The organism is Pseudomonas sp. AC136 (assembly GCF_979258585.1).
Map to the genome: position 1 here is coordinate 2,772,091 of NZ_OZ409865.1, position 20,090 is coordinate 2,792,180.

The 20,090-nt window shown below is 60.1% G+C and carries 19 protein-coding genes and 1 tRNA gene; 3 read left to right on the forward strand and 17 right to left on the reverse strand.

The annotated features are described in order from the left end of the window. Window positions 1–56: 56 nt before the first annotated feature. On the reverse strand, window positions 57–1,130 hold the full coding sequence (gene alr / locus ACZZZU_RS12505) for an alanine racemase (protein ID WP_463550768.1): 1,074 nt from the start codon (window positions 1,128–1,130) through the stop codon (window positions 57–59). A 180-nt stretch (window positions 1,131–1,310) separates the two neighbouring features. On the opposite strand from alr, the gene ACZZZU_RS12510 reads away from it, so the two are divergent. Then, complete coding sequence (locus ACZZZU_RS12510) at window positions 1,311–1,676, forward strand: VOC family protein (protein ID WP_122451568.1); 366 nt, start codon at window positions 1,311–1,313, stop codon at window positions 1,674–1,676. Between the two features lie 51 nt (window positions 1,677–1,727). After that, entirely contained in the window at window positions 1,728–2,429 is a 702-nt protein-coding gene (locus tag ACZZZU_RS12515) for a helix-turn-helix transcriptional regulator (RefSeq protein ID WP_122491943.1), read from the forward strand. Between the two features lie 329 nt (window positions 2,430–2,758). On the opposite strand, the gene dnaB is transcribed toward ACZZZU_RS12515, so the two are convergent. The 7 genes from dnaB to rnr form a co-directional block, all read right to left on the reverse strand. Then, window positions 2,759–4,156 carry a replicative DNA helicase gene (dnaB, locus tag ACZZZU_RS12520; protein ID WP_122451570.1) on the reverse strand — a complete coding sequence of 466 codons (1,398 nt, stop codon included), beginning with the start codon at window positions 4,154–4,156 and terminating at the stop codon, window positions 2,759–2,761. A 121-nt stretch (window positions 4,157–4,277) separates the two neighbouring features. Beyond that, window positions 4,278–4,724 (reverse strand): 50S ribosomal protein L9, encoded by a 447-nt coding sequence (gene rplI / locus ACZZZU_RS12525; protein ID WP_122491944.1) that lies wholly within the window; start codon window positions 4,722–4,724, stop codon window positions 4,278–4,280. Window positions 4,725–4,745: 21 nt separating this feature from the next. Continuing rightward, entirely contained in the window at window positions 4,746–5,636 is an 891-nt protein-coding gene (locus tag ACZZZU_RS12530; RefSeq protein WP_463550769.1) for a hypothetical protein, read from the reverse strand. A 36-nt stretch (window positions 5,637–5,672) separates the two neighbouring features. Beyond that, window positions 5,673–5,903, reverse strand: a complete 231-nt coding sequence (rpsR, locus tag ACZZZU_RS12535) for a 30S ribosomal protein S18 (protein ID WP_002551829.1) — start codon at window positions 5,901–5,903, stop codon at window positions 5,673–5,675. 28 nt (window positions 5,904–5,931) lie between these two features. Further along, window positions 5,932–6,357: a 30S ribosomal protein S6 gene (rpsF, locus tag ACZZZU_RS12540; RefSeq protein ID WP_122451573.1), complete on the reverse strand. Its 426-nt coding sequence runs from the start codon at window positions 6,355–6,357 to the stop codon at window positions 5,932–5,934. A 270-nt stretch (window positions 6,358–6,627) separates the two neighbouring features. Continuing rightward, complete coding sequence (gene rlmB / locus ACZZZU_RS12545; protein ID WP_463550770.1) at window positions 6,628–7,386, reverse strand: 23S rRNA (guanosine(2251)-2'-O)-methyltransferase RlmB; 759 nt, start codon at window positions 7,384–7,386, stop codon at window positions 6,628–6,630. Beyond that, a complete protein-coding gene (gene rnr, locus ACZZZU_RS12550; RefSeq protein ID WP_463550771.1) occupies window positions 7,383–9,926 on the reverse strand; it encodes a ribonuclease R in 2,544 nt (847 codons plus the stop codon). Before rnr ends, rlmB begins: the two co-directional genes overlap by 4 nt. Before the next feature lie 210 nt (window positions 9,927–10,136). On the opposite strand from rnr, the gene ACZZZU_RS12555 reads away from it, so the two are divergent. After that, window positions 10,137–10,223: transfer RNA gene (locus ACZZZU_RS12555), tRNA-Leu, on the forward strand. 131 nt (window positions 10,224–10,354) lie between these two features. Here ACZZZU_RS12555 and ACZZZU_RS12560 read toward each other — a convergent pair. The 9 genes from ACZZZU_RS12560 to miaA form a co-directional block, all read right to left on the reverse strand. Next, complete coding sequence (locus ACZZZU_RS12560) at window positions 10,355–12,289, reverse strand: methyl-accepting chemotaxis protein (RefSeq protein WP_463540336.1); 1,935 nt, start codon at window positions 12,287–12,289, stop codon at window positions 10,355–10,357. A 162-nt stretch (window positions 12,290–12,451) separates the two neighbouring features. Beyond that, window positions 12,452–13,744, reverse strand: a complete 1,293-nt coding sequence (locus ACZZZU_RS12565) for an adenylosuccinate synthase (protein WP_463384056.1) — start codon at window positions 13,742–13,744, stop codon at window positions 12,452–12,454. Between the two features lie 50 nt (window positions 13,745–13,794). Beyond that, window positions 13,795–14,982, reverse strand: coding sequence for an ATP phosphoribosyltransferase regulatory subunit (locus tag ACZZZU_RS12570; RefSeq protein WP_463550772.1), 1,188 nt, complete (start codon window positions 14,980–14,982; stop codon window positions 13,795–13,797). A 32-nt stretch (window positions 14,983–15,014) separates the two neighbouring features. Next, on the reverse strand, window positions 15,015–15,200 hold the full coding sequence (locus tag ACZZZU_RS12575) for a DUF2065 domain-containing protein (RefSeq protein WP_108097891.1): 186 nt from the start codon (window positions 15,198–15,200) through the stop codon (window positions 15,015–15,017). Between the two features lie 110 nt (window positions 15,201–15,310). Continuing rightward, complete coding sequence (hflC, locus tag ACZZZU_RS12580) at window positions 15,311–16,180, reverse strand: protease modulator HflC (protein WP_122491950.1); 870 nt, start codon at window positions 16,178–16,180, stop codon at window positions 15,311–15,313. Then, the gene (hflK, locus tag ACZZZU_RS12585) at window positions 16,180–17,346 is read right to left on the reverse strand and encodes an FtsH protease activity modulator HflK (protein WP_122491951.1); all 1,167 of its coding nucleotides are present in this window, start codon (window positions 17,344–17,346) and stop codon (window positions 16,180–16,182) included. Before hflK ends, hflC begins: the two co-directional genes overlap by 1 nt. Before the next feature lie 96 nt (window positions 17,347–17,442). Beyond that, on the reverse strand, window positions 17,443–18,744 hold the full coding sequence (gene hflX / locus ACZZZU_RS12590) for a ribosome rescue GTPase HflX (protein ID WP_463384058.1): 1,302 nt from the start codon (window positions 18,742–18,744) through the stop codon (window positions 17,443–17,445). A 12-nt stretch (window positions 18,745–18,756) separates the two neighbouring features. Beyond that, window positions 18,757–19,017, reverse strand: a complete 261-nt coding sequence (gene hfq / locus ACZZZU_RS12595) for an RNA chaperone Hfq (RefSeq protein ID WP_108097895.1) — start codon at window positions 19,015–19,017, stop codon at window positions 18,757–18,759. A 93-nt stretch (window positions 19,018–19,110) separates the two neighbouring features. After that, entirely contained in the window at window positions 19,111–20,085 is a 975-nt protein-coding gene (miaA, locus tag ACZZZU_RS12600) for a tRNA (adenosine(37)-N6)-dimethylallyltransferase MiaA (RefSeq protein ID WP_463550773.1), read from the reverse strand. Between the last annotated feature and the right edge of the window lie 5 nt (window positions 20,086–20,090).

The following is a 20,090-nucleotide window of genomic DNA, read 5'->3' on the forward strand; positions in this document are numbered from 1 at the left end:
TAGCCGCGCTGCTGCTCAAGAGCATCGCGGCTGAAGCCGCTCCTACAGGGGCGGGGTTAGTCGTGGTAGCGGCGCGGCACGCGGCCGGTCACTTTGGTTAGCAATTCGTAGCCAATGCTGCCGCAGCGTTGTGCCAGGTCATCGACGGGCAATTGCGCGCCCCATAGCTCGACCGCATCGCCCAGCTGCGCGCCGGGCACGTCCGTTAGATCGATGCTGAGCATGTCCATCGACACCCGCCCCGCCAACGGCACGCGCTGGCCGCGCACCACCACTTCGGTGCCGGGCGGTGCGTGACGCGGGTAGCCGTCGGCGTAGCCGCAGCTGACGGTGCCGATCAGCGAGGGCCGCTGGGCGATCCAGCTAGCGCCATAGCCCACGCTTTCGCCGGCCGGCACTTCTCGCAGGGCGATCACCTGTGCGGTGAGTGTCATCACCGGCTGCAATCCCAACTCCTTGGCGCTTAGCTCGGCAAACGGCGTGGCGCCGTAGAGCATGATGCCGGGGCGCTGCCAGTCCATGTGCGCGGCGGGAATGGTCAGCAGCGCCGCGGAATTGGCCAGCGAGCGCTGGTCGAAATCCAGATCAAGCAGGCTTAGAAACTGCTCGACCTGCTGCTCATTCAGCTCATGGCCGCGCTCGTCGGCGCAGGCGAAATGCCCGAGCACATTGAGTTCGGCCACGTTCCCGGTTCCGGCCAGGCGGCCATGCCATTCGCGCAACCCGGCGACGGAGAACCCCAGACGATGCATGCCGCTGTCGAGCTTCAGCCACACGTTCAGCGGCTGCGACAAGGCTGCTGACATCAGCGCCTCGGCCTGGGCGGCGTTGTGCACCGCGACGTCCAGGTTTAACGCGGCGGCCTGCTGGTATTCAGCCGGCTCGAAACACCCTTCCAGCAGCAACACGCGCGCCTGCGCATTCACCTCACGCACGGCTTGCGCCTCTTCCAGGCAGCACACGGCGAAACCGTCAGCGTGCGCCAGCGCTGCCACCACTTCGCGCACGCCATGGCCGTATGCGTTGGCCTTGACCACGGCGAACGCCTGCCGGCCCGGCGCACAGCGATGGGCGACGGCATAGTTATGGCGCAGGGCGGCGAGGTTCACGGTGGCGATTAACGGACGCATGGCGGGCTCGGCAGCATGGAAAAAAGGGACGGCAGTTTAGCCCAGCACGGCGCAGAAATATCTCTGCAGGCTACTGACAGAATGCTGTCAGTAGCCCCCTCGTAAAGTGCTCGCCAGCAGCACGCAACGGCACCCCGCCCACTGCTGCCGACTCCCTCAATACGCCAAGGAATGAATGCCATGAACGCCGTGAACTGGTTTGAACTCTACGTCAGCGACTTCGACCGCGCCCACACCTTCTACCAGCGCGCGCTGGATATCGAGATGCCGATTGTCGATGGGCCGATGTCGCGTATGGGCATTTTTCCCGGCGAAGAAAACGGCGGCGTCGGCGGCTGCGTGTGTGCGATGGCAGGCATGCATCCGGGCACCGGCGGCACGCGCGTTTACCTCAATGTGGAAGGCCAACTCGACGCCGTGCTGGACCGTGTTCCCAATGCTGGCGGCGTCATTTTGCAGCCCCGCACCGAGATCGCGCCGCACGGTTTCATTGCCTTGATTAAAGACAGTGAAGGCAATAGCGTTGGGCTGCACAGCGTGTCCTGACGTTTAAAACATCGCGGCTTCGGCCGCGATAGCCCACCACCGAGACCAGCCATGAGACGCGCCGACCGCCTTTTCCAGATCGTGCAGTTCTTGCGCAGCCGCCGCCTGACCACAGCGCAGTGGCTGGCCGAACGGCTGCAGGTGTCGGTGCGCACTATCTACCGCGACATTCAGGATTTATCGCTCTCCGGCGTGCCGCTGGAGGGCGAAGCGGGCGTCGGCTACGTGCTGCGCCAGCCCATGGATTTGCCGCCGCTGATGTTCGAGCGCGAGGAGATCGAAGCGCTGATGATCGGCGCCAAAATGGTCAAAGCCTGGGCCGACCCGGCCCTGCAACGGGCGGCGGAATCGGCACTGGCGAAAATCCACAGCGTGCTGCCGGGCGACCTGCGCAGCGAGCTCAATCGCCACAACCTGTTCGCTCCGGAAACCAACCTGTACCCCGTGCATTGGCTCGGCCAACTGCGCCTCGCCATTCGCCAGCAACGTAAGCTGCAACTGAGCTACAAAGACGAAAAAGGCCAGAGCAGCGAACGCTGCATCTGGCCTTTGGGGCTGTTCTTTTGGGGGCAGACCTGGACGCTATGCAGCTGGTGCGAACTGCGCGGCGACTTTCGTAATTTCCGGGTTGATCGGCTGGATACCTTGACCGATACCGATGAGCACTTTGAATGCAGCGACGGGCAGCGGCTTGAGGATTACTTGGCGCCATACGTGGACGCGGATTTTATGGCGCCGCGTTACAAGGCGTAGGGGTGGTTTTGCGGTGAATGTTGGGCTTCGCTGTGCTCAACCCAACCTACTGCTTTTGACGCAATTTTGGCGAGACCGTAGCGAGCGGCGTTCTGGCAAGGAGCCCGGAGCACAGCGCCCGGAGTGGGCTGGAGCGCATGAGGACGCGAGCACCGCGCGACGCAGCCAGAACGTCGCGCAGTAGGTCTAATTTCGGCTCGCCAGATTGGTCGGAACGGCGTCTAGGCAAGAAGCCCGGAGCGCAGCGACCGCAGTGGGCTGCAGCCCATGAGGATCGCGAGCACCGCGCGACGCAGCATAGACGTCGTTCCGGCCGATCTGGGCCGGAATTACTCGTCGTCGTCGAAATTGTAGCTTCCTGGGGCTAGATTCTCGAATCTTGTGTATTTGCCCAAAAACGCGAGTCGAATAAAACCAATCGGACCGTTCCGCTGCTTGCCGATGATGATTTCGGCCACGCCTTTGTGTTCGGTTTCGGGGTGATACACCTCGTCCCGGTACACGAACATGATCACGTCGGCGTCCTGCTCGATGGCGCCGGATTCACGCAAGTCGGAGTTCACTGGGCGCTTGTTGGGGCGTTGTTCCAGGGAGCGGTTGAGCTGGGACAGCGCGACCACGGGGCAGTTGAATTCCTTGGCCAGGGCTTTCAAGGAACGGGAAATTTCCGAAATCTCGTTGGTCCGGTTGTCGCCGCTGGAGCCTGGGATCTGCATCAGTTGCAGGTAGTCGATCATGATCAGGCCGACGTCGCCGTGTTCACGCACCAGACGACGGGTTCGCGCACGCATTTCCGAAGGGCTGATGCCGGCCGTGTCGTCGATAAAAAGCTTGCGGTCGTTAAGCAGGTTGACCGCCGAGGTCAGGCGCGGCCAGTCGTCATCGTCGAGCTGACCGGAACGCACTTTGGTCTGATCGATACGGCCGAGGGAGGACAGCATACGCATCATCAGCGATTCGCCTGGCATTTCGAGCGAGTACACCAGAATCACTTTGTCGCTGCGCAGCACGGCGTTTTCCACCAGGTTCATGGCGAAGGTGGTTTTACCCATCGACGGACGACCGGCGACGATGATCAGGTCCGAGGGCTGCAGGCCGCTGGTTTTGTCGTCGAGGTCGGTGAAGCCGGTGGACAGACCGGTGATGCCTTCGCCGGTATTGAACAGCTCGTCGATGCGGTCGATGGCTTTGGTCAGCAGCGCGTTCACGCCCACCGGGCCACCGGTTTTCGGCCGGGCCTCGGCGATCTGGAAGATCTGCCGCTCCGCTTCATCGAGAATTTCGGCAGCTTGCCGGCCTTGGGGGTTGAAGGCGCTGTCGGCGATTTCGGTGCTGATGCCGATCAACTGGCGCAATGTGGCGCGCTCACGAACGATCTGCGCATAGGCCTTGATGTTGGCCACCGACGGGGTGTTTTTCGCCAGCTCACCGAGGTAAGCCAGACCACCGGTTTGCGAGGTCTGGCCTTCTTTGTCGAGCTGCTCGGAGAGCGTCACGACGTCGAACGGCGAGTTTTGGTCGGCCAGCTTGGCGATGGCGCGGAAAATCAGGCGGTGGTCATGGCGATAGAAGTCACCGTCCGAAACCTGGTCCAACACCCGCTCCCAGGCGTTATTGTCGAGCATCAAGCCACCGAGCACGGCCTGTTCGGCCTCGATGGAATGGGGCGGGACCTTTAGCGCAGCGGTTTGCAGGTCGAACTGTTCGGGATCGGAAATATCGTTCATGGCCACACGGAATCAGGAATGCAAAACAAGGAATACAGAAAGACAAAGGGCACGATCTGCGAGTGCAGATCGTGCCCGATGTAAACCGCTCACACCAGAGGTGCGGGGCGATTGGCGTTACTTAAGCAGCTACCACGACAACGCGGACAGTGGCTTCAACGTCGGAGTGCAGGTGCACCGCTACGTCGAATTCGCCCACGTTACGGATGGTACCGTTCGGCAGACGCACTTCCGATTTAGCCACTTCCACGCCAGAGGCGGTCAGGGCGTCGGCGATGTCGTGAGTACCGATGGAACCGAACAGCTTGCCTTCATCACCAGCGGTGGCAGTGATGGTCACTTCCAGCTCAGCCAGTTGAGCAGCACGAGCTTCAGCCGAAGCTTTCTTCTCGGCAGCCAGTTTTTCCAGCTCTGCACGACGCTCTTCGAACGCAGCAACGTTCGCAGCGGTAGCGGCAGTTGCTTTGCCTTGCGGCAGCAGGAAGTTACGGCCGTAACCAGCCTTAACATTCACTTTGTCGCCCAGGTTGCCCAGGTTGGCGATTTTTTCCAGCAGGATGACTTCCATTTGGGTCTTACCTCTTAACTTTTAACCTTCACCGTTCGCGGGGCCGGCACCGTTGCGTGCGTGGCGTCCGCGAAAATCAATCAGACTGTCGACAATGGCCAGGGCCACCAGTAACGGATAAATCAGCTGCATAAAGAGCAGCAGGCCTATGTACATCCCGACCAGCCAGAACTTGCCCAGTCGCCCTACAAACACCAGCCCATGCAACAAGGCCAATCCTGCAAACGCCAGCGGTACGCTGCACAGCGGTGTAAGCATGGCCAATTGCGGTCCAATATTCGGACCTAGCAGCATGCACACCAACAGCCCCATCGCCAACGCTGGCGGCAGTCGCAACGCCCGAAACTCGAGCCCGAAACCACCAGGGTTGTACAACGCAGCCTGCCAATAACGCCCAAGAATCAGGCACAGCAGACTGACGATTTGCAGCACAGACGCCAGCAATCCAGTCAGCACCGGCACTAGCAAGGCATCCAGTCGAGCCCGCTCTTCCACCGGCAATTGCTGGTGGAGTTCCCCGAGGGCCTGCGGCAGGAGTTTTTGCAACTCCGCCGCTACCGCTTCGAGAAATTCACGGTACTGCGAACCCAATACCAAACCGTACACCAGGCCCAAAGCCACGCTACACAACAGCACCCGGCTCCATGACCCACCAGCGCGCAACACCAACGCCAGCCCCAGAGCGCCCAGCAACACCAACAAGGTGCGCGGTTCGCCGAAGTACCACCAGACCAACGCCGGCAGCAGAGCCCAAACCAGAACGCCAGTAGCGTCCTTCAAACCGCGCCGCAAGAGCACAAGGCAACCTGCAGCAGCACTCAACCAGAACAGCAGCGGCAATGCCGCACTACCCACCACCACAAGGGTGGCTTGCATGCGACCGCGCATGATGAACTCAGCAACTGCGCGCATGCGATTTATCCCTTACTACGTATCGACCTTCCGGTCTCAGCGGCCGTGGCTGTCGGTGTAGGCGAGCAGGGCCAGGAAGCGGGCGCGCTTGATAGCGGTGGCCAGCTGACGCTGATAACGAGCCTTGGTACCGGTGATACGGCTTGGAACGATTTTGCCGGTTTCAGAAACGTAGGCTTTCAGCGTGTTGAGATCTTTGTAATCGATCTCCTTCACGTCTTCAGCGGTGAAACGGCAGAATTTACGACGACGGAAGAAACGTGCCATGAGATTGGCTCCTCAATAGATCCGTGGATTACTCGTCAGCGTTATCGCTGTCGCTGTTGTCGTTGTCATCGTTGTCGCCATCGATGGAATCGGCTTCAGGACGGTCACGACGCTCGCGGCGCTCGCTGCGGTTTTCTTCAGCCTTGAGCATCTCGGACTGGCCAGTTACGGCTTCGTCGCGACGGATGACAAGGTTACGGATCACGGCATCGTTGTAGCGGAAGTTGTCTTCCAGCTCAGCCAGGGCTTTGCCGGTGCACTCAACGTTCAGCATCACGTAGTGAGCCTTGTGAACATTGTTGATTGCGTAGGCCAGTTGACGACGGCCCCAGTCTTCCAGGCGGTGAATTTTGCCGCCGTCTTCTTCGATCAGCTTGGTGTAACGCTCAACCATGCCGCCGACTTGCTCGCTCTGGTCCGGGTGAACCAGAAAGATGATTTCGTAATGACGCATAAATGCTCCTTACGGGTTGTAGCCTGCCGCTTAGCGCGGTCAGACAAGGAGTGAATGACACTGTTAGCTCACCAGACAAAAGGGCACGTATGCGCCTGCCGTCACGGCAAGGGGCGCAATTGTAGAGAAGGGGGCTGGGGCGCGCAAGGCAATTGGTGAATATTTGAACAGTTGCCAGGAAGGCAGAGAAACCTGTGGGAGCAGCGTTAGCCGCGATGCCTTTTATCCAAACGCATCGCGACTAAAGCCGCTCCCACAGGCGGTGCAGCACTATTTTCCGGCCTTGGCCTTCACACCGCGCTGGCGCATGGCTTCGAACAGGCAGACGCCTGTGGCCACCGAGACGTTAAGGCTGCTGACGCTACCGGCCATGGGCAAACGCACCAGGTAATCGCAATGCTCGCGGGTTAAGCGACGCATGCCTTTGCCTTCGGCGCCCATGATCAGAATGGTCGGCCCGGTCAGGTCCTGGTCGTACAGGTCTTGCTCGGCCTCGCCTGCAGTACCCACCACCCATAAGCCGCGCTGCTGGAGTTTTTCCAACGTGCGAGCCAGGTTGGTGACGGCCACCAGCGGGATGACTTCCGCCGCGCCGCACGCCACTTTGCGCACGGTCGGGTTCAGCGTTGCGGATTTATCTTTCGGCACGATCACCGCCAACGCGCCAGCCGCATCGGCGGTGCGCAGGCAGGCGCCGAGGTTGTGCGGGTCGGTTACGCCATCGAGCACCAGCAACAGCGGGTGGCCTTCGCTGCGGTCCAGCAGCTCGTCGAGCATCGCCTCGCCCCACACCTGACTCGGGCTCACTTCTGCGACCACGCCCTGATGCACGCCTTCAACCCAGGCGTCCATTTCGCGGCGCTCGGCCTGCCCAACCGCCACTCGCGATTGGGCCGCCAATTCCAGCAACAACTGAACGCGCGGATCATTGCGTCCTTCGGCGAGCCAGATCTGTTTAACGCGCTTGGGATGGTGACGCAGCAAGGCTTCTACGGCGTGCACGCCGTAGATTTTTTCCAACTGACTCATGCTTTACCCTTTGGCTTGCGAGCGCCGCCGCTTTTGCTCGGTGCTGCAGCGCCAGCTTTCGGCGGGCCTTTGCGATGCGCGCTGGGCTTGGCGCCTTTTCCGGCGGCGCTGGCCTTGCCTTTGCTTTTCGCTTCAGCGAGCAACGCGCTTTTCACTTCGCGGCTGCGCTTGACGTCAGCGCTGCCGGAAGTAGGTGCTGCGTTCGCCTTCTCAGCACGCTCGCGCGCACCGCCTTTGGTCGCGGCCGAGGTGCGACCTTTACGGCCGATCGGCGCATCGATAGTGGCTTGCGCCAGCTCGAAGTCGATTTTGCGTTCGTCCAGATCAACGCGCATGACTTTGACGTCGATGCTGTCGCCCAGACGGAAGCTGCGGCCAGTGCGCTCGCCCGCCAGGCGGTGGTGAACCGGATCGAAATGGTAGTAGTCGCCCGGCAAGGCGGTGACGTGCACCAGGCCTTCGACATAGATGTCTTTGAGCTCGACAAACAAGCCGAACCCCGTCACAGCCGTGATCACGCCCGGGAAGCTTTCGCCCACGCGGTCTTTCATAAACTCGCACTTGAGCCAGTTCACCACGTCGCGGGTGGCTTCGTCGGCGCGGCGCTCGGACAACGAGCACTGCTCGCCCAATTGCTCCAGCGCGGGTTCGTCGTACGGATAAATGCGCGCTTTCGGAATCATCATTGCGCCGGCGCGCTTAACGTGCGGCGTGTCCATCTTCGAGCGAATGACGCTGCGGATGGCGCGGTGCGTGAGCAAGTCCGGATAACGGCGAATAGGCGAGGTGAAGTGCGTGTACGCCTCGTAATTCAGGCCGAAGTGGCCCTGGTTATCGGCGCTGTAAACCGCCTGGCTCAACGAGCGCAGCATGACGGTTTGAATTAGGTGGTAATCCGGCCGTTCGCGAATACCTTCCAGCAACGCTTGGTAGTCCTTGGGCGACGGACCTTCTTTGGATTTGCCGCGTTGCAGCGACAAGCCCAGCTCACCGAGGAATGCCTTGAGCTTTTCCAGACGCTCTGGCGGCGGACCATCGTGCACGCGATACAAAGCAGGAATCTCGTGCTTCTTAAGGAACTCGGCGGTGGCCACGTTGGCGGCCAGCATGCATTCCTCGATCAGCTTGTGGGCATCGTTACGAGTGGTCGGACGGATCTCAGCGATCTTACGGCCGGAGCCGAAGATGATGCGGGTTTCCTGAGTTTCGAAATCGATGGCGCCGCGCTCATGGCGAGCAGCCAGCAGCACCTGATACAGCGAGTACAGCTGCTTGAGGTGCGGCACCACGTCGGCGTACTCGGTGCGCAAGGCTTTAGCTTCGGCGCTTTTCGGCGTTTCGAGAATGGCGCTGACTTTGTTGTAGGTCAGGCGCGCGTGGGAGTGGATGACCGCTTCGTAGAACTGGTAGTCGGTCATCTTGCCGGTCTTGGAGATGCTCATCTCGCAGACCATCGCCAAGCGGTCGACCTTGGGGTTCAACGAGCAGAGGCCGTTCGACAGTTCTTCCGGCAGCATCGGGATTACGCGCTCGGGGAAGTACACCGAGTTGCCGCGCACTTGCGATTCGTCGTCCAGCGCCGAGCCGATTTTCACGTAGTGAGAAACGTCGGCGATGGCGACGTACAGCTTCCAGCCGCCGGAGAACAGGCGCCAGTTGCTGCCGTTCTTCTCGCAATACACCGCGTCGTCGAAGTCGCGGGCGTCTTCGCCGTCGATGGTTACGAACGGAAGGTGGCGCAGGTCGATGCGTTTTTCTTTGTCTTTCTCTTCCACTTCCGGCTTGAGCTTGGCGGCTTCTTTAAGCACCGCTTCAGGCCATACGTGGGGAATGTCGTAGCTACGCAGCGCCACGTCGATTTCCATGCCCGGCGCCATGTAGTTGCCGACCACTTCAACCACGTCGCCCTGAGGCTGGAAGCGCGGCGTTGGCCAATGGGTGATTTTCACCTCAACGAACTGGCCTTGTTTGGCGCTCGCGTTGCGACCCGGCGTGACCAGCACTTCTTGCTGGATTTTCGGATTGTCGGCGACGACAAAGCCGATGCCGCTTTCTTCGTAATAGCGGCCAACGATGGTTTCGTGGGCGCGGGAAATCACTTCCACAACCGCACCCTCACGGCGACCACGGCGGTCAAGGCCGGTAACGCGTGCTAATGCACGGTCGCCATCGAAGACCAGACGCATCTGAGCAGGGCTCAGGAAAAGGTCATCACTGCCGTCATCCGGAATGAGGAAACCGAAGCCATCGCGGTGACCGCTGATGCGACCGAGGATAAGGTCGAGTTTATCGACCGGCGCGTAGGTGCCACGACGGGTGTAGATCAACTGGCCGTCACGCTCCATCGCCCGCAGGCGACGACGCAAGGCTTCAAGCTGCTCTTCAGTGGTGAGGCCGAACTCTTCTACCAACTGCTCGCGGTTGGCTGGCGAACCGCGATCCGCCAGATGCTGAAGAATCAGCTCACGACTTGGGATAGGGTTTTCGTATTTTTCCGCTTCACGAGCGGCCTCGGGATCGAGGGATTGCCAATCGGCCATTAGAGAGGGTTCGCCTTATCTATATAGAGAAGTAAGTGTCTTGCGCCTATTGAAGCGCGAAAACGCTATCTTGGTCTGCTCACGTGAACGAATAAAGTTTTTTTTCACATCAGGGGTTTACAACATTCAAACTGGTCCGTATATTTCGCGCCCACAACGACGGCAAACGTTGTTGTAGTTGAAAGTACTTGAGCAATCAACGAACTCAACGCCCAGGTGGCGGAATTGGTAGACGCACTAGGTTCAGGTCCTAGCGATGGCAACATCGTGGAAGTTCGAGTCTTCTCCTGGGCACCAATTTAGACTGAGGTACTACCAACCTCAGCAACAAAAAGACCGGCATAGGCCGGTTTTTTTGTGCCTGCGATTTGGCCAATGGCGAGCGTTAAGGAAGCCGGGAACGCCCGACCTCCCCAACGAACGCGCCGTTAAACGCGGAACTGACCCAAGCTGGATTTAAGCCGCGACGCCAACCCATCCAGCACACGACCGCTCGCCGCTGTCGCCGCACCCGCTTCGGCGGCACGCTGCGCTTCTGCGTGAATAACCTCTACGCGACCTCGAACTGCATCGGCACCTTCGGCTTGATGCGCGGCCGCCTGGGTGGCCGCCTTTATTGCGGCGTGAACGTCATCCACCGCCGCCTGCACCGACAACTGCAACCGCTCGCTGTCACGCAGCGCTGCCAAGCCTTCATTAGCCTGCTGACCGGCGCGGCCGATCACCGACACCGCCTCACGTGCCCCTTGCTGGAGAGCGGTGATGTGCGACTGGATATCGCCCGTGGACTGCTGCGTCTTGCTGGCCAGCGCGCGCACCTCGTCCGCCACCACAGCGAAGCCTCGACCGGTCTCGCCCGCTCGCGCCGCCTCGATGGCCGCGTTGAGCGCCAGCAGGTTGGTTTGCTCGGCGATGCCGTGGATAACGGTCAGCACCATTTCGATTTGTTCGCTCTGACGCGCCAGTCGCTCGATCACCGCCGACCCGGCATCAACGCGGGACACCAGCTCCTCAATCAAGGCGCCGACTTTCGTGGCGATTACGGCGTTCTCGTTGGCGTCCTGGCGAATCGACACTACGCGCTGCAAGGCCGCCTGCATAGCGCGACTTTCAGCCTGCGCATCGCCAGCCATCACCGCCAACGCCTCGAGACTGCCCGCCACCTCATCACGCTGACGTTCAGCAGCCGCTTCGGCCGCAACGCTGCGAGTGGCCAGGCCTTTGATTTCGACGCCAGTGCTGACCGCGACCTCGCCCGCCTCACGCACGATGGGCTGCAATTTCTCGACAAAGCGATTCACAGCGATGGCCATGTCGCCAATCTCGTCGCGGCTGGTGACTTCGATGCGACGGGTCAAATCGCCCTCGCCCGCTGCCAAATCGTTCAGCGCAGCAATCTGCAAGTGCAGCTTGCTCACCACCCGCCGCCCCAGCACGATCGCCAGCGTCAGCAACACGCAAAGGCCCACCAGCACCAAGCCCAAACCGATGCGCCATTTCAATGTGGCAGCGGATTCCTGAACGGAGGTACGAGCGCCGTCGGCCATGCCGGCCGTTTCGGTTTGTGCCGCTTTCAATCGCGCCGTCAGAGCGGCGGTACTTTCAGTAGCAGCGCCCGACAGGCTATCGGCGACCAACTGATCGCCACTGGCAATCAGCGCGGAGAAACGTTTGTCGAGCGCGACCAACTGCTGCTCTACCGAGGCGGTGGAAACGCCCATGAGCACCTTGCCGATTTCCACGCCGTTAGGGCTGATGGGCGCTTCGATGAGGTAAACGGATTTGTCGTTACGCGCCGCGTTGAGCACTTTGTCCAATGCCCGCTCGCCCTCGCCTTTATCCATTAGCGCTTTGATCAGCGGATTTTCGCGGTTTAGGTAACGGGTCAGATGTTGCCCTTGCGCATCGTCATACACCACGAACAGCACGTTCGGGTTGCGTTGCGCGCGCCGGGCAAATTCGGAAAGCGCGGGACCGTCGTTATCCCACATCGCACGCGGCGCCACCGCCGCCAACAGCTGCGCCATGTCGTTGGCCGAATCTTTGAGGTTCTGTTCGAGCGTGGCGCGCATTTGCGCCTGCTCTTCCTTCAAGCGCGAAGAAAGGCCGGCGGCGAGGCGCTCGCGGGTGCGTGTCGATAAGGTGCCCAGGCCCGAAGACAGTTCGCGCCCCGCCTCCTCCAATTCGGACTCAAGCCGCTGGGTGTCGGAACCCAGGCGCGCGCCCAGATCGACCTCCAGCGCACCGACCGTGCTCCGAGTTAGTGCAACGGCCACCAGGACCTGCACCAGCAGTGCAATTCCGAGTGCAATGAAGACCGGGCGCAGCAAGCGGCTACGCAAGAGAGAAACGATGGCTGACACGACAAACCTCCAATATCCGTCACCTGATGTGACGGCAACTGCTGGGATAACTTGAGCACAGCAAGTGCCATGCCGCCACACCTGACCAGACGCTCAGAAACGAAAAAGGGCCGCCAATTGGCGACCCTTTTCGTTAACCGTCGTAAGCGACGGCGCTAGCCCTTAGGCGAACGGATGACGCAATACGATGGTTTCGTTGCGGTCCGGGCCAGTGGAGATGATGTCGATCGGCGCGCCGACCAACTCTTCCACTCGCTTGATGTAGGCGCGGGCATTGGCCGGCAGTTCATCCAGGCTCTTGGCGCCCAGCGTCGACTCGCTCCAGCCCGGCACTTCTTCGTACACCGGCTCCAGGCCGATGTAGCTGTCAGCGTCAGTCGGGGCGTCGATCACCGCGCCGTTTTCGTTTTTGTAACCCACGCAGATGCGGATGGTTTCAAGACCGTCGAGCACGTCCAGCTTGGTCAGGCACAGGCCCGAGATGCTGTTGATTTCGATGGCACGACGCAGGATGACGGCGTCGAACCAGCCGCAACGACGCGCACGGCCAGTGGTGGCGCCGAACTCGTGGCCACGCTTGGCAAGGAACGCACCGACATCGTCGAACAGCTCGGTCGGGAACGGACCCGAGCCAACGCGCGTGGTGTAGGCCTTGGTGATACCGAGGATGTAATCGAGGTACATCGGACCAAAACCTGAACCGGTGGCGATACCGCCGGCGGTGGTGTTGGAGCTGGTGACGTAGGGATAGGTGCCGTGGTCGATGTCGAGCAACGAACCTTGCGCGCCTTCGAACATGATGTCTTTGCCGTCGCGGCGCATGTCGTGCAACACGGACGTCACGTCGGCCATCATCGGCTTCAGCAGCTCGGCGTATTCCATGCACTCGTCCAGGGTTTTCTGGAAGTCGATGGCCGGCTCTTTGTAGTAATTCACCAGCACGAAGTTGTGGTAGTCCAGCAACTCGCCGAGCTTGGCGGCAAAACGCTCGCGGTGGAACAGGTCACCTACTCGCAGACCACGACGGGCCACTTTGTCTTCGTATGCCGGGCCGATGCCACGACCGGTGGTGCCGATTTTGGCTTCGCCACGGGCGCGCTCACGGGCCTGATCCAGCGCCACGTGGTACGACAGGATCAGCGGGCAGGCCGGGCTGATACGCAGGCGATCGCGCACCGGAACACCCTTCTCTTCCAGCTTGATGATTTCGCGCATCAGGGCGTCAGGTGCAACCACCACGCCATTGCCGATCAGGCATTGAACGCCGTCACGCAGTACGCCCGACGGGATCAGGTGCAAGACGGTTTTTTCGCCGTTGATCACCAGGGTATGACCTGCGTTGTGACCGCCCTGGTAGCGAACGACCGCAGCCGCGTGCTCAGTCAGCAGATCAACGATCTTGCCTTTGCCCTCATCACCCCATTGGGTGCCCAGGACGACGACATTCTTACCCATAACACTTGTCCTCTTCGAAGCTTGATGCCGGCCGCAGCCGACGGAAATCTTTAATTAGCCAACGGCGCCACTTGCCAGCGCCCATCGACGAGAACCAGCTGGCGATCGCAGCCTGCCTCGCGCGCAGCAGAAACTTCCTGCCCCGGCAGCGCCTGCACAACACGCGTGTTTTGCCCGCGCAACTGGCGAACTGCCTTCCATAGATACAAATCGTGATTGTCTGGCGCCCAAACCCCAGCCTCTGGCTCGTCGAGCTGCATGGAGCCTAGCGTTACCAGAGTTTTAAGGTCGGTCGAAAAACCGGTGGCCGGACGAGCGCGACCGAAGTCAGCGCCGATGTCATCGTAACGGCCGCCTTGCGCGATGGACTGGCCAACACCGGGAACGAACGCCGCGAACACCACACCGGTGTGATAGTGGTAGCCGCGCAGTTCGCCGAGGTCAAAGTACAGCGGCACTTCGGGGTACCGGCGCTCAAGGGTGTCAGCAATGGCGATCAGCTCGTCCAGCGCCAGGTGCACGTCTTCAGGCGCCTCGACCAGGCAGGCTTGCGCCAGGTCCAGCACTTCGCGCTCGCCGCACAACTCGGCGAGGGCGCGCAGCATTTTCTGCAATTCAGCGGGCACGTGCTCAGTGAGCGAAGCCACTTCATCGACGGCTTTTCGCTGCAGCGCATCGAAGAGCTGCTGCTCGACTTCACCGGAAAGACCCGCCGCGCGGGCAAGACCCCGGTAGATGCCGACATGACCGAGGTCGATATGCACGTCAGGAACGGCGGCAAGCTCAAGCATTTCCAGCAGCAGGCTGATCACTTCAACGTCACTGGCCGGGCTGGCATCGCCGTACAGCTCGGCGCCCAGTTGAATCGGGCTGCGCGAGGTTGTCAGCGCGCGCGGCTGAGCATGCAGCACGCTGCCGGCGTAGCACAGACGGTTCGGGCCTTCGCGACGCAACGTATGCGCGTCGATGCGAGCCACTTGCGGCGTGATGTCAGCGCGAAAACCCATCTGCCGACCGGTTTGCGGATCGATCACCTTGAAGGTGCGCAAGTCCAGATCCTGGCCCGCGCCGGTGAGCAGCGATTCCAGGTATTCAATATGTGGAGTGACGACGAACTCATAGCCCCAGCGCTGGAACAGATCCAGCACCTGGCGGCGGGCCGCCTCAATGCGCGCCGCTTCCGGCGGCAGTACTTCCTCGATGCCATCTGGCAGCAGCCAGCGGTCTACCGTTGCCATTTCGCCATTCCCCTCGTTGCGGGCGGCAGCCATTAATGAAGCCAGTAAAGGAGGACTGTTCCCAGCAACATGCTGGCAAGCCCGATTAAACGTAAGTGACGATCAGACAGCTGTAAAAGCTGCATGAATGTCTCACGCCAACCTCGTGGATATAGGAACGGCAGGATGCCTTCCAGCACCAGCACTAAACACAACGCGATGCCGAGTTCCTGCCACATGGTTCCCACAGACGCAAAAAAGCCGGGAATTTCCCGGCTGACCAATCATAACACGTTTCCCTGACGGGTCACCCCGACGGACGACTAGCGTCCGCCGGAAACGACTGACATCAAGGTTTTGATTTCTCCAAATACCGGAAGAAATCGCTGCTTGGATCGAGGACCAATACGTCACGCTTGTCGGCAAAGCTCTCGCGGTATGCGCGAAGGCTGCGGTAGAAACCGTAGAACTCTTGGTCCATGCCGTAGGCTTGCGCGTAAATGGCAGACGCTTTCGCATCGCCATCACCGCGCATTTCTTCCGCCTCACGATAGGCTTCGGCCAGGATCACACGCTTCTGGCGGTCGGCATCGGCACGAATGCCTTCAGCCAACTCTTTACCTTTGGCGCGATGCTCGCGAGCTTCGCGTTCACGCTCCGAACTCATACGGTCGAACACGCTGCGGTTAACTTCCTTGGGCAGGTCGATCGCTTTGACGCGAACGTCGACCACTTCGATGCCCAATTCTTTCTGCGCAGCCTTGTTGAGCGTTGCAGTTACGTCAGCCATCAACGCATCCCGCTCACCCGACACCGATTCGTGCAACGTGCGCTTACCGAACTGGTCGCGCAGCGAGGCTTCAAGACGGCGCGACAAACGTTCGTCGGCAATCAACTTGATCCCGGACGTCGCGGTGTAGAAACGCTCAGCATCGAGCACACGCCATTTGGCGTAGGCATCGACCATCAGCGCTTTCTTTTCCAAGGTCAGGAAACGCGAAGTGGAGGAATCCAGCGTCATCAAACGCGCATCGAACTTGCGCACCTGGTTAACGTACGGAATCTTCACGTGAAGGCCAGGCGCTACGTCGGTTTGCACGATGCGACCGAACTGCAGCATCACCGCACGCTCGGTTTGCGCGACGATGTAGAAGCAGTTCCAACCAACCAGCACAGCGACAATGGCGACGATCAGGACGGCCAGTGATTTATTGCTCATCAGCGAGTCTCCCTTGTCCGCAGATCACGCTGTTGCAAATCAGCATTCACGCGCGCGCCCAAATCAGCGGCGGCAGCATTGCTGGAAGCCCCCTGAGCAGGTGCAGCGCCACGGCTATCGATCATCTTGTCGAGCGGCAGATAAAGCAGATTGTTCTGCCCTTTCTCGCCGGTCACCAATACTTTGCTGGTGTTGGTCATCAGCTCTTGCATGGTGTCGAGGTAGAGACGCTCGCGAGTCACTTCAGGCGCCTTGCGGTACTCGGCTACAAGCTTGGTGAAACGATCCGCCTCACCCGTAGCACGGGAAACCACCTCATCGCGGTAACCGCTAGCGTCTTCAATCAGGCGTTGAGCCTGACCACGCGCTTCCGGCACTACGCCGTTGGCATACGACTCAGCCAGATTCTTCTCACGCTGCTCATCTTCACGGGCACGAATCACGTCATCGAAAGCTTCCTGAACTTCACGCGGCGCGGCAGCGCTCTGCAAGTTCACCTGCGTAACGGTGATACCGGTTTTGTAGGTATCCATGAAACGCTGCAGGCGCTCTTTGACTTCGCTGGCCATCAGTTCACGGCCTTCGGTCAGCACCTGGTCCATTGCGGTGGAACCCACTACATGACGTACCGAGCTGTCGGTGGCCTGCTGCAGGCTCACTTCCGGCTGGTCAACGTTAAGCACGAACTCTTGCAGGTTGCTGATCTTGTATTGAACGGTCAGCGGCACCTCGATGATGTTCTCGTCTTCGGTGAGCATCTGCCCTTGCTTGCTGTAAGCACGCTCGCGGGTGACGTTCTCTTGGAACTTGCGATCAATCGGAGGGAAATAGATGTTGAGGCCTGGGCCGACAGTTTCGTAGTACTTGCCGAAGCGCAGCACGACGGCTTGCTCCTGCTCGTCGACGACATAGACGGCGCTGTACAGCCAGATGGCTGCCACCACGGCAACGACCACAGCGATAAGGCCAAAGCCACCGCCACCGCCGCCACTGGAACCGCTATCGCTGTCACGTTTTTTACTGCCACCGAACAGTCCGTTCAGACTGTCCTGCAGCTTGCGGAAGGCTTCGTCGAGATCCGGTGGACCTTTGCGGTCACCGCCGCCCTTGCGTCCACCCCAAGGGTCTTGATTATTCGAGTTGCCACCCGGCTCATTCCAAGCCATAGCGCTCTCCATACTGATAAAGCAAAGACGCGCCCACGGCGCGCCCGCCAATGCTACAGATGCCGTCCGGCAGCAGCAAAGCCGCAGTCGCAGGCTTTATTGCAAAGTGTGTTGCTCTAAAAACTCTGACGGCTGCCAGCCTTCACGGCTGATCAAGCGGTTCAATTCAACCCGCGGAACCCGCACAGACAGCAAGCTCGCGCCGTGCTCATCATGCTCTTCGGTTTGCACAACGCCCAACTCAAAAAACTGAGCGCGCAGGCGCCCCAACCGTTGCGGCAGGCACAAAGTGCCGACAAACAAATCATTGCCGAGCAGCTCAGCAACCGCTTGCTCGAGCAAATCCAGGCCACGGCCGTCACGGGCAGAAAGCCAAACGCGTTGCGGGCGCCCTGCTTCGTCACGTTGAATTTGCGGCTCAACGCCTTCCAGCATGTCGAGCTTGTTGTAGACCTCGAGTATCGGCAACTCATCCGCACCGATTTCCGTCAGCACCGCCAACACTTGCTCGATCTGCTGAGTACGGTCGGGCTCATGAGCATCGATCACGTGCAGCAGCAAATCGGAGTTGCTCGACTCCTCCAGCGTAGCGCGGAAGGCCTCGACCAGCTTGTGCGGCAGATGACGAATAAAGCCCACGGTGTCGGCCAGCACGATTGGGCCCAAGTCGTCTAATTCAAGACGGCGAAGCGTTGGGTCCAACGTGGCAAACAACTGATCAGCCGCGTACACCTCGGATTGAGTGACGGCGTTGAACAAGGTCGATTTACCGGCGTTGGTGTAACCCACCAATGATACGGAAGGAATATCCGCACGCTTACGGCCGCGACGCGCCTGCTCACGCTGGCTGCGAACGCGCTCAAGCTTTTGCTTGATCTGCCCGATGCGTACGCGGAGTAAGCGACGGTCCGTTTCCAACTGGGTTTCACCAGGACCACGCAGACCGATACCGCCTTTCTGGCGTTCCAAGTGAGTCCAGCCGCGAACCAGGCGCGTGCTGAGGTGATCAAGCTGAGCCAGCTCGACCTGCAACTTACCCTCATGGGTGCGTGCGCGCTGAGCGAAGATATCCAGGATCAACCCCGTGCGATCCAGCACGCGGCACTCGAACACGCGCTCGAGGTTACGTTCCTGGCTGGGGGTTAGGATGTGGTTGAAGATAACCAGATCGGCCTGCTCGGCCTTGACCAGGTCGCGCAACTCTTCGACCTTGCCACTGCCAATCAGAAATTTTGCGGTCGGCCGATGACGTGGCACGTTAATGAACGCCACCGTGTCCGCACCCGCCGAATGGGCGAGCTCTTGGAACTCCTGCGGGTCTTCGCGCGCCTCTGGGTCCTGGCCTTCCAGATGAACCAGAATGGCCCGCTCACCACCTTCATGACGCTCGAAGAACAAAGCAGACTCCTATCAGGCGTTACCTGGTTCTGCTTCGACTTGCTCGCCTTCCGTCGCGCTAGGCAGACGAACCGGACGGCTCGGTACCACGGTGGAGATGGCGTGCTTGTAGACCATTTGGCTGACAGTGTTCTTCAGCAAAATAACAAACTGGTCGAAGGATTCGATCTGGCCTTGCAGCTTGATGCCGTTAACCAAATAAATTGAAACCGGTACGCGTTCCTTACGCAGGGTATTGAGGTAAGGGTCTTGTAGCGAATGCCCTTTTGACATGTGCCGCACTCCTTTGGAGATCGATAGTTATAGTATGGAAAGTGGTGGACTTCGCCGCAGTACCCCCAAGGATAGACGGCTATAAGCAAGGTCTCAGTCCAATATGGAGATCGACTTCAAGTATTTCAAGGTGCGCGGTAGATTGTCGCAAGCCAGACTGTCTAGCCAGTGCAGATTGGACCATCCGCGCAACCAGGTGAACTGTCTTTTGGCTAATTGACGGGTGGCGATAATGCCACGCTCGACCATTTGCTCTCGAGTCAGGCTGCCGTCGAGGTAATCCCAAACCTGTCGATAACCCACAGCCCGTATAGACGGCAATCCTACGTGCAGGTCACCTCTATTTCGCAGGTTTTCGACCTCTTCGACAAAGCCCTGTTCCATCATGGCCATAAATCTTTCGGCAATGCGCGCGTGCAGTACGTGGCGCTCTGCCGGTGCGATGGCCAAACTGGCGACAGTATAGGGGAATTGCGAGCCCCCAGCTGTGCTAGAACCGCCGTTTTGAGCGGCTTGACGCTCTCGATGCGACGTCATGGTCTGGCCGCTGACCAAATACACTTCCAGGGCGCGCGACAGTCGCTGCGGATCGTTGGGGTGAATACGCGCCGCCGACGCTGGGTCCACCGCCGCCAATTCGCGATGCAGCACATCCCAACCCTCTGCCGCCGCGCGCTGCTCCAACTGCGCGCGAACGGCCGCATCGGCAGGCGGCATATCGGCCAGCCCGTCTTGAAGCGCCTTGTAATACAACATGGTGCCGCCCACCAACAGCGGAATGCGCCCGCGCGCGGTGATTTCAGCCATCGCTGCAAGCGCATCGGTGCAAAAGTCTGCTGCCGAATAGGGTTCAGCCGGGTCGCGAATATCGATAAGACGGTGCGGATACTCGGCGAGCAGCGCTTTGGACGGCTTGGCCGTGCCGATATCCATGCCGCGATACACCAGCGCCGAGTCGACGCTGATCAACTCGCAGGGCAGGCGCTGGCTCAGCTCGATGGCCAGGTCGGTCTTGCCGGCAGCAGTCGGCCCCATAAGGAAAATCGCCGGAGGCAGGCGACTGGACATAACGA

Bases quoted from the DNA above. Each gene is read 5' to 3' on its own strand.
- alr (WP_463550768.1), bottom strand. From the start codon at position 1,130: ATGCGTCCGTTAATCGCCACCGTGAACCTCGCCGCCCTGCGCCATAAC.
- ACZZZU_RS12510 (WP_122451568.1), top strand. From the start codon at position 1,311: ATGAACGCCGTGAACTGGTTTGAACTCTACGTCAGCGACTTCGACCGC.
- ACZZZU_RS12515 (WP_122491943.1), top strand. From the start codon at position 1,728: ATGAGACGCGCCGACCGCCTTTTCCAGATCGTGCAGTTCTTGCGCAGC.
- dnaB (WP_122451570.1), bottom strand. From the start codon at position 4,156: ATGAACGATATTTCCGATCCCGAACAGTTCGACCTGCAAACCGCTGCG.
- rplI (WP_122491944.1), bottom strand. From the start codon at position 4,724: ATGGAAGTCATCCTGCTGGAAAAAATCGCCAACCTGGGCAACCTGGGC.
- ACZZZU_RS12530 (WP_463550769.1), bottom strand. From the start codon at position 5,636: ATGCGCGCAGTTGCTGAGTTCATCATGCGCGGTCGCATGCAAGCCACC.
- rpsR (WP_002551829.1), bottom strand. From the start codon at position 5,903: ATGGCACGTTTCTTCCGTCGTCGTAAATTCTGCCGTTTCACCGCTGAA.
- rpsF (WP_122451573.1), bottom strand. From the start codon at position 6,357: ATGCGTCATTACGAAATCATCTTTCTGGTTCACCCGGACCAGAGCGAG.
- rlmB (WP_463550770.1), bottom strand. From the start codon at position 7,386: ATGAGTCAGTTGGAAAAAATCTACGGCGTGCACGCCGTAGAAGCCTTG.
- rnr (WP_463550771.1), bottom strand. From the start codon at position 9,926: ATGGCCGATTGGCAATCCCTCGATCCCGAGGCCGCTCGTGAAGCGGAA.
- ACZZZU_RS12565 (WP_463384056.1), bottom strand. From the start codon at position 13,744: ATGGGTAAGAATGTCGTCGTCCTGGGCACCCAATGGGGTGATGAGGGC.
- ACZZZU_RS12570 (WP_463550772.1), bottom strand. From the start codon at position 14,982: ATGGCAACGGTAGACCGCTGGCTGCTGCCAGATGGCATCGAGGAAGTA.
- ACZZZU_RS12575 (WP_108097891.1), bottom strand. From the start codon at position 15,200: ATGTGGCAGGAACTCGGCATCGCGTTGTGTTTAGTGCTGGTGCTGGAA.
- hflC (WP_122491950.1), bottom strand. From the start codon at position 16,180: ATGAGCAATAAATCACTGGCCGTCCTGATCGTCGCCATTGTCGCTGTG.
- hflK (WP_122491951.1), bottom strand. From the start codon at position 17,346: ATGGCTTGGAATGAGCCGGGTGGCAACTCGAATAATCAAGACCCTTGG.
- hfq (WP_108097895.1), bottom strand. From the start codon at position 19,017: ATGTCAAAAGGGCATTCGCTACAAGACCCTTACCTCAATACCCTGCGT.
- miaA (WP_463550773.1), bottom strand. From the start codon at position 20,085: ATGTCCAGTCGCCTGCCTCCGGCGATTTTCCTTATGGGGCCGACTGCT.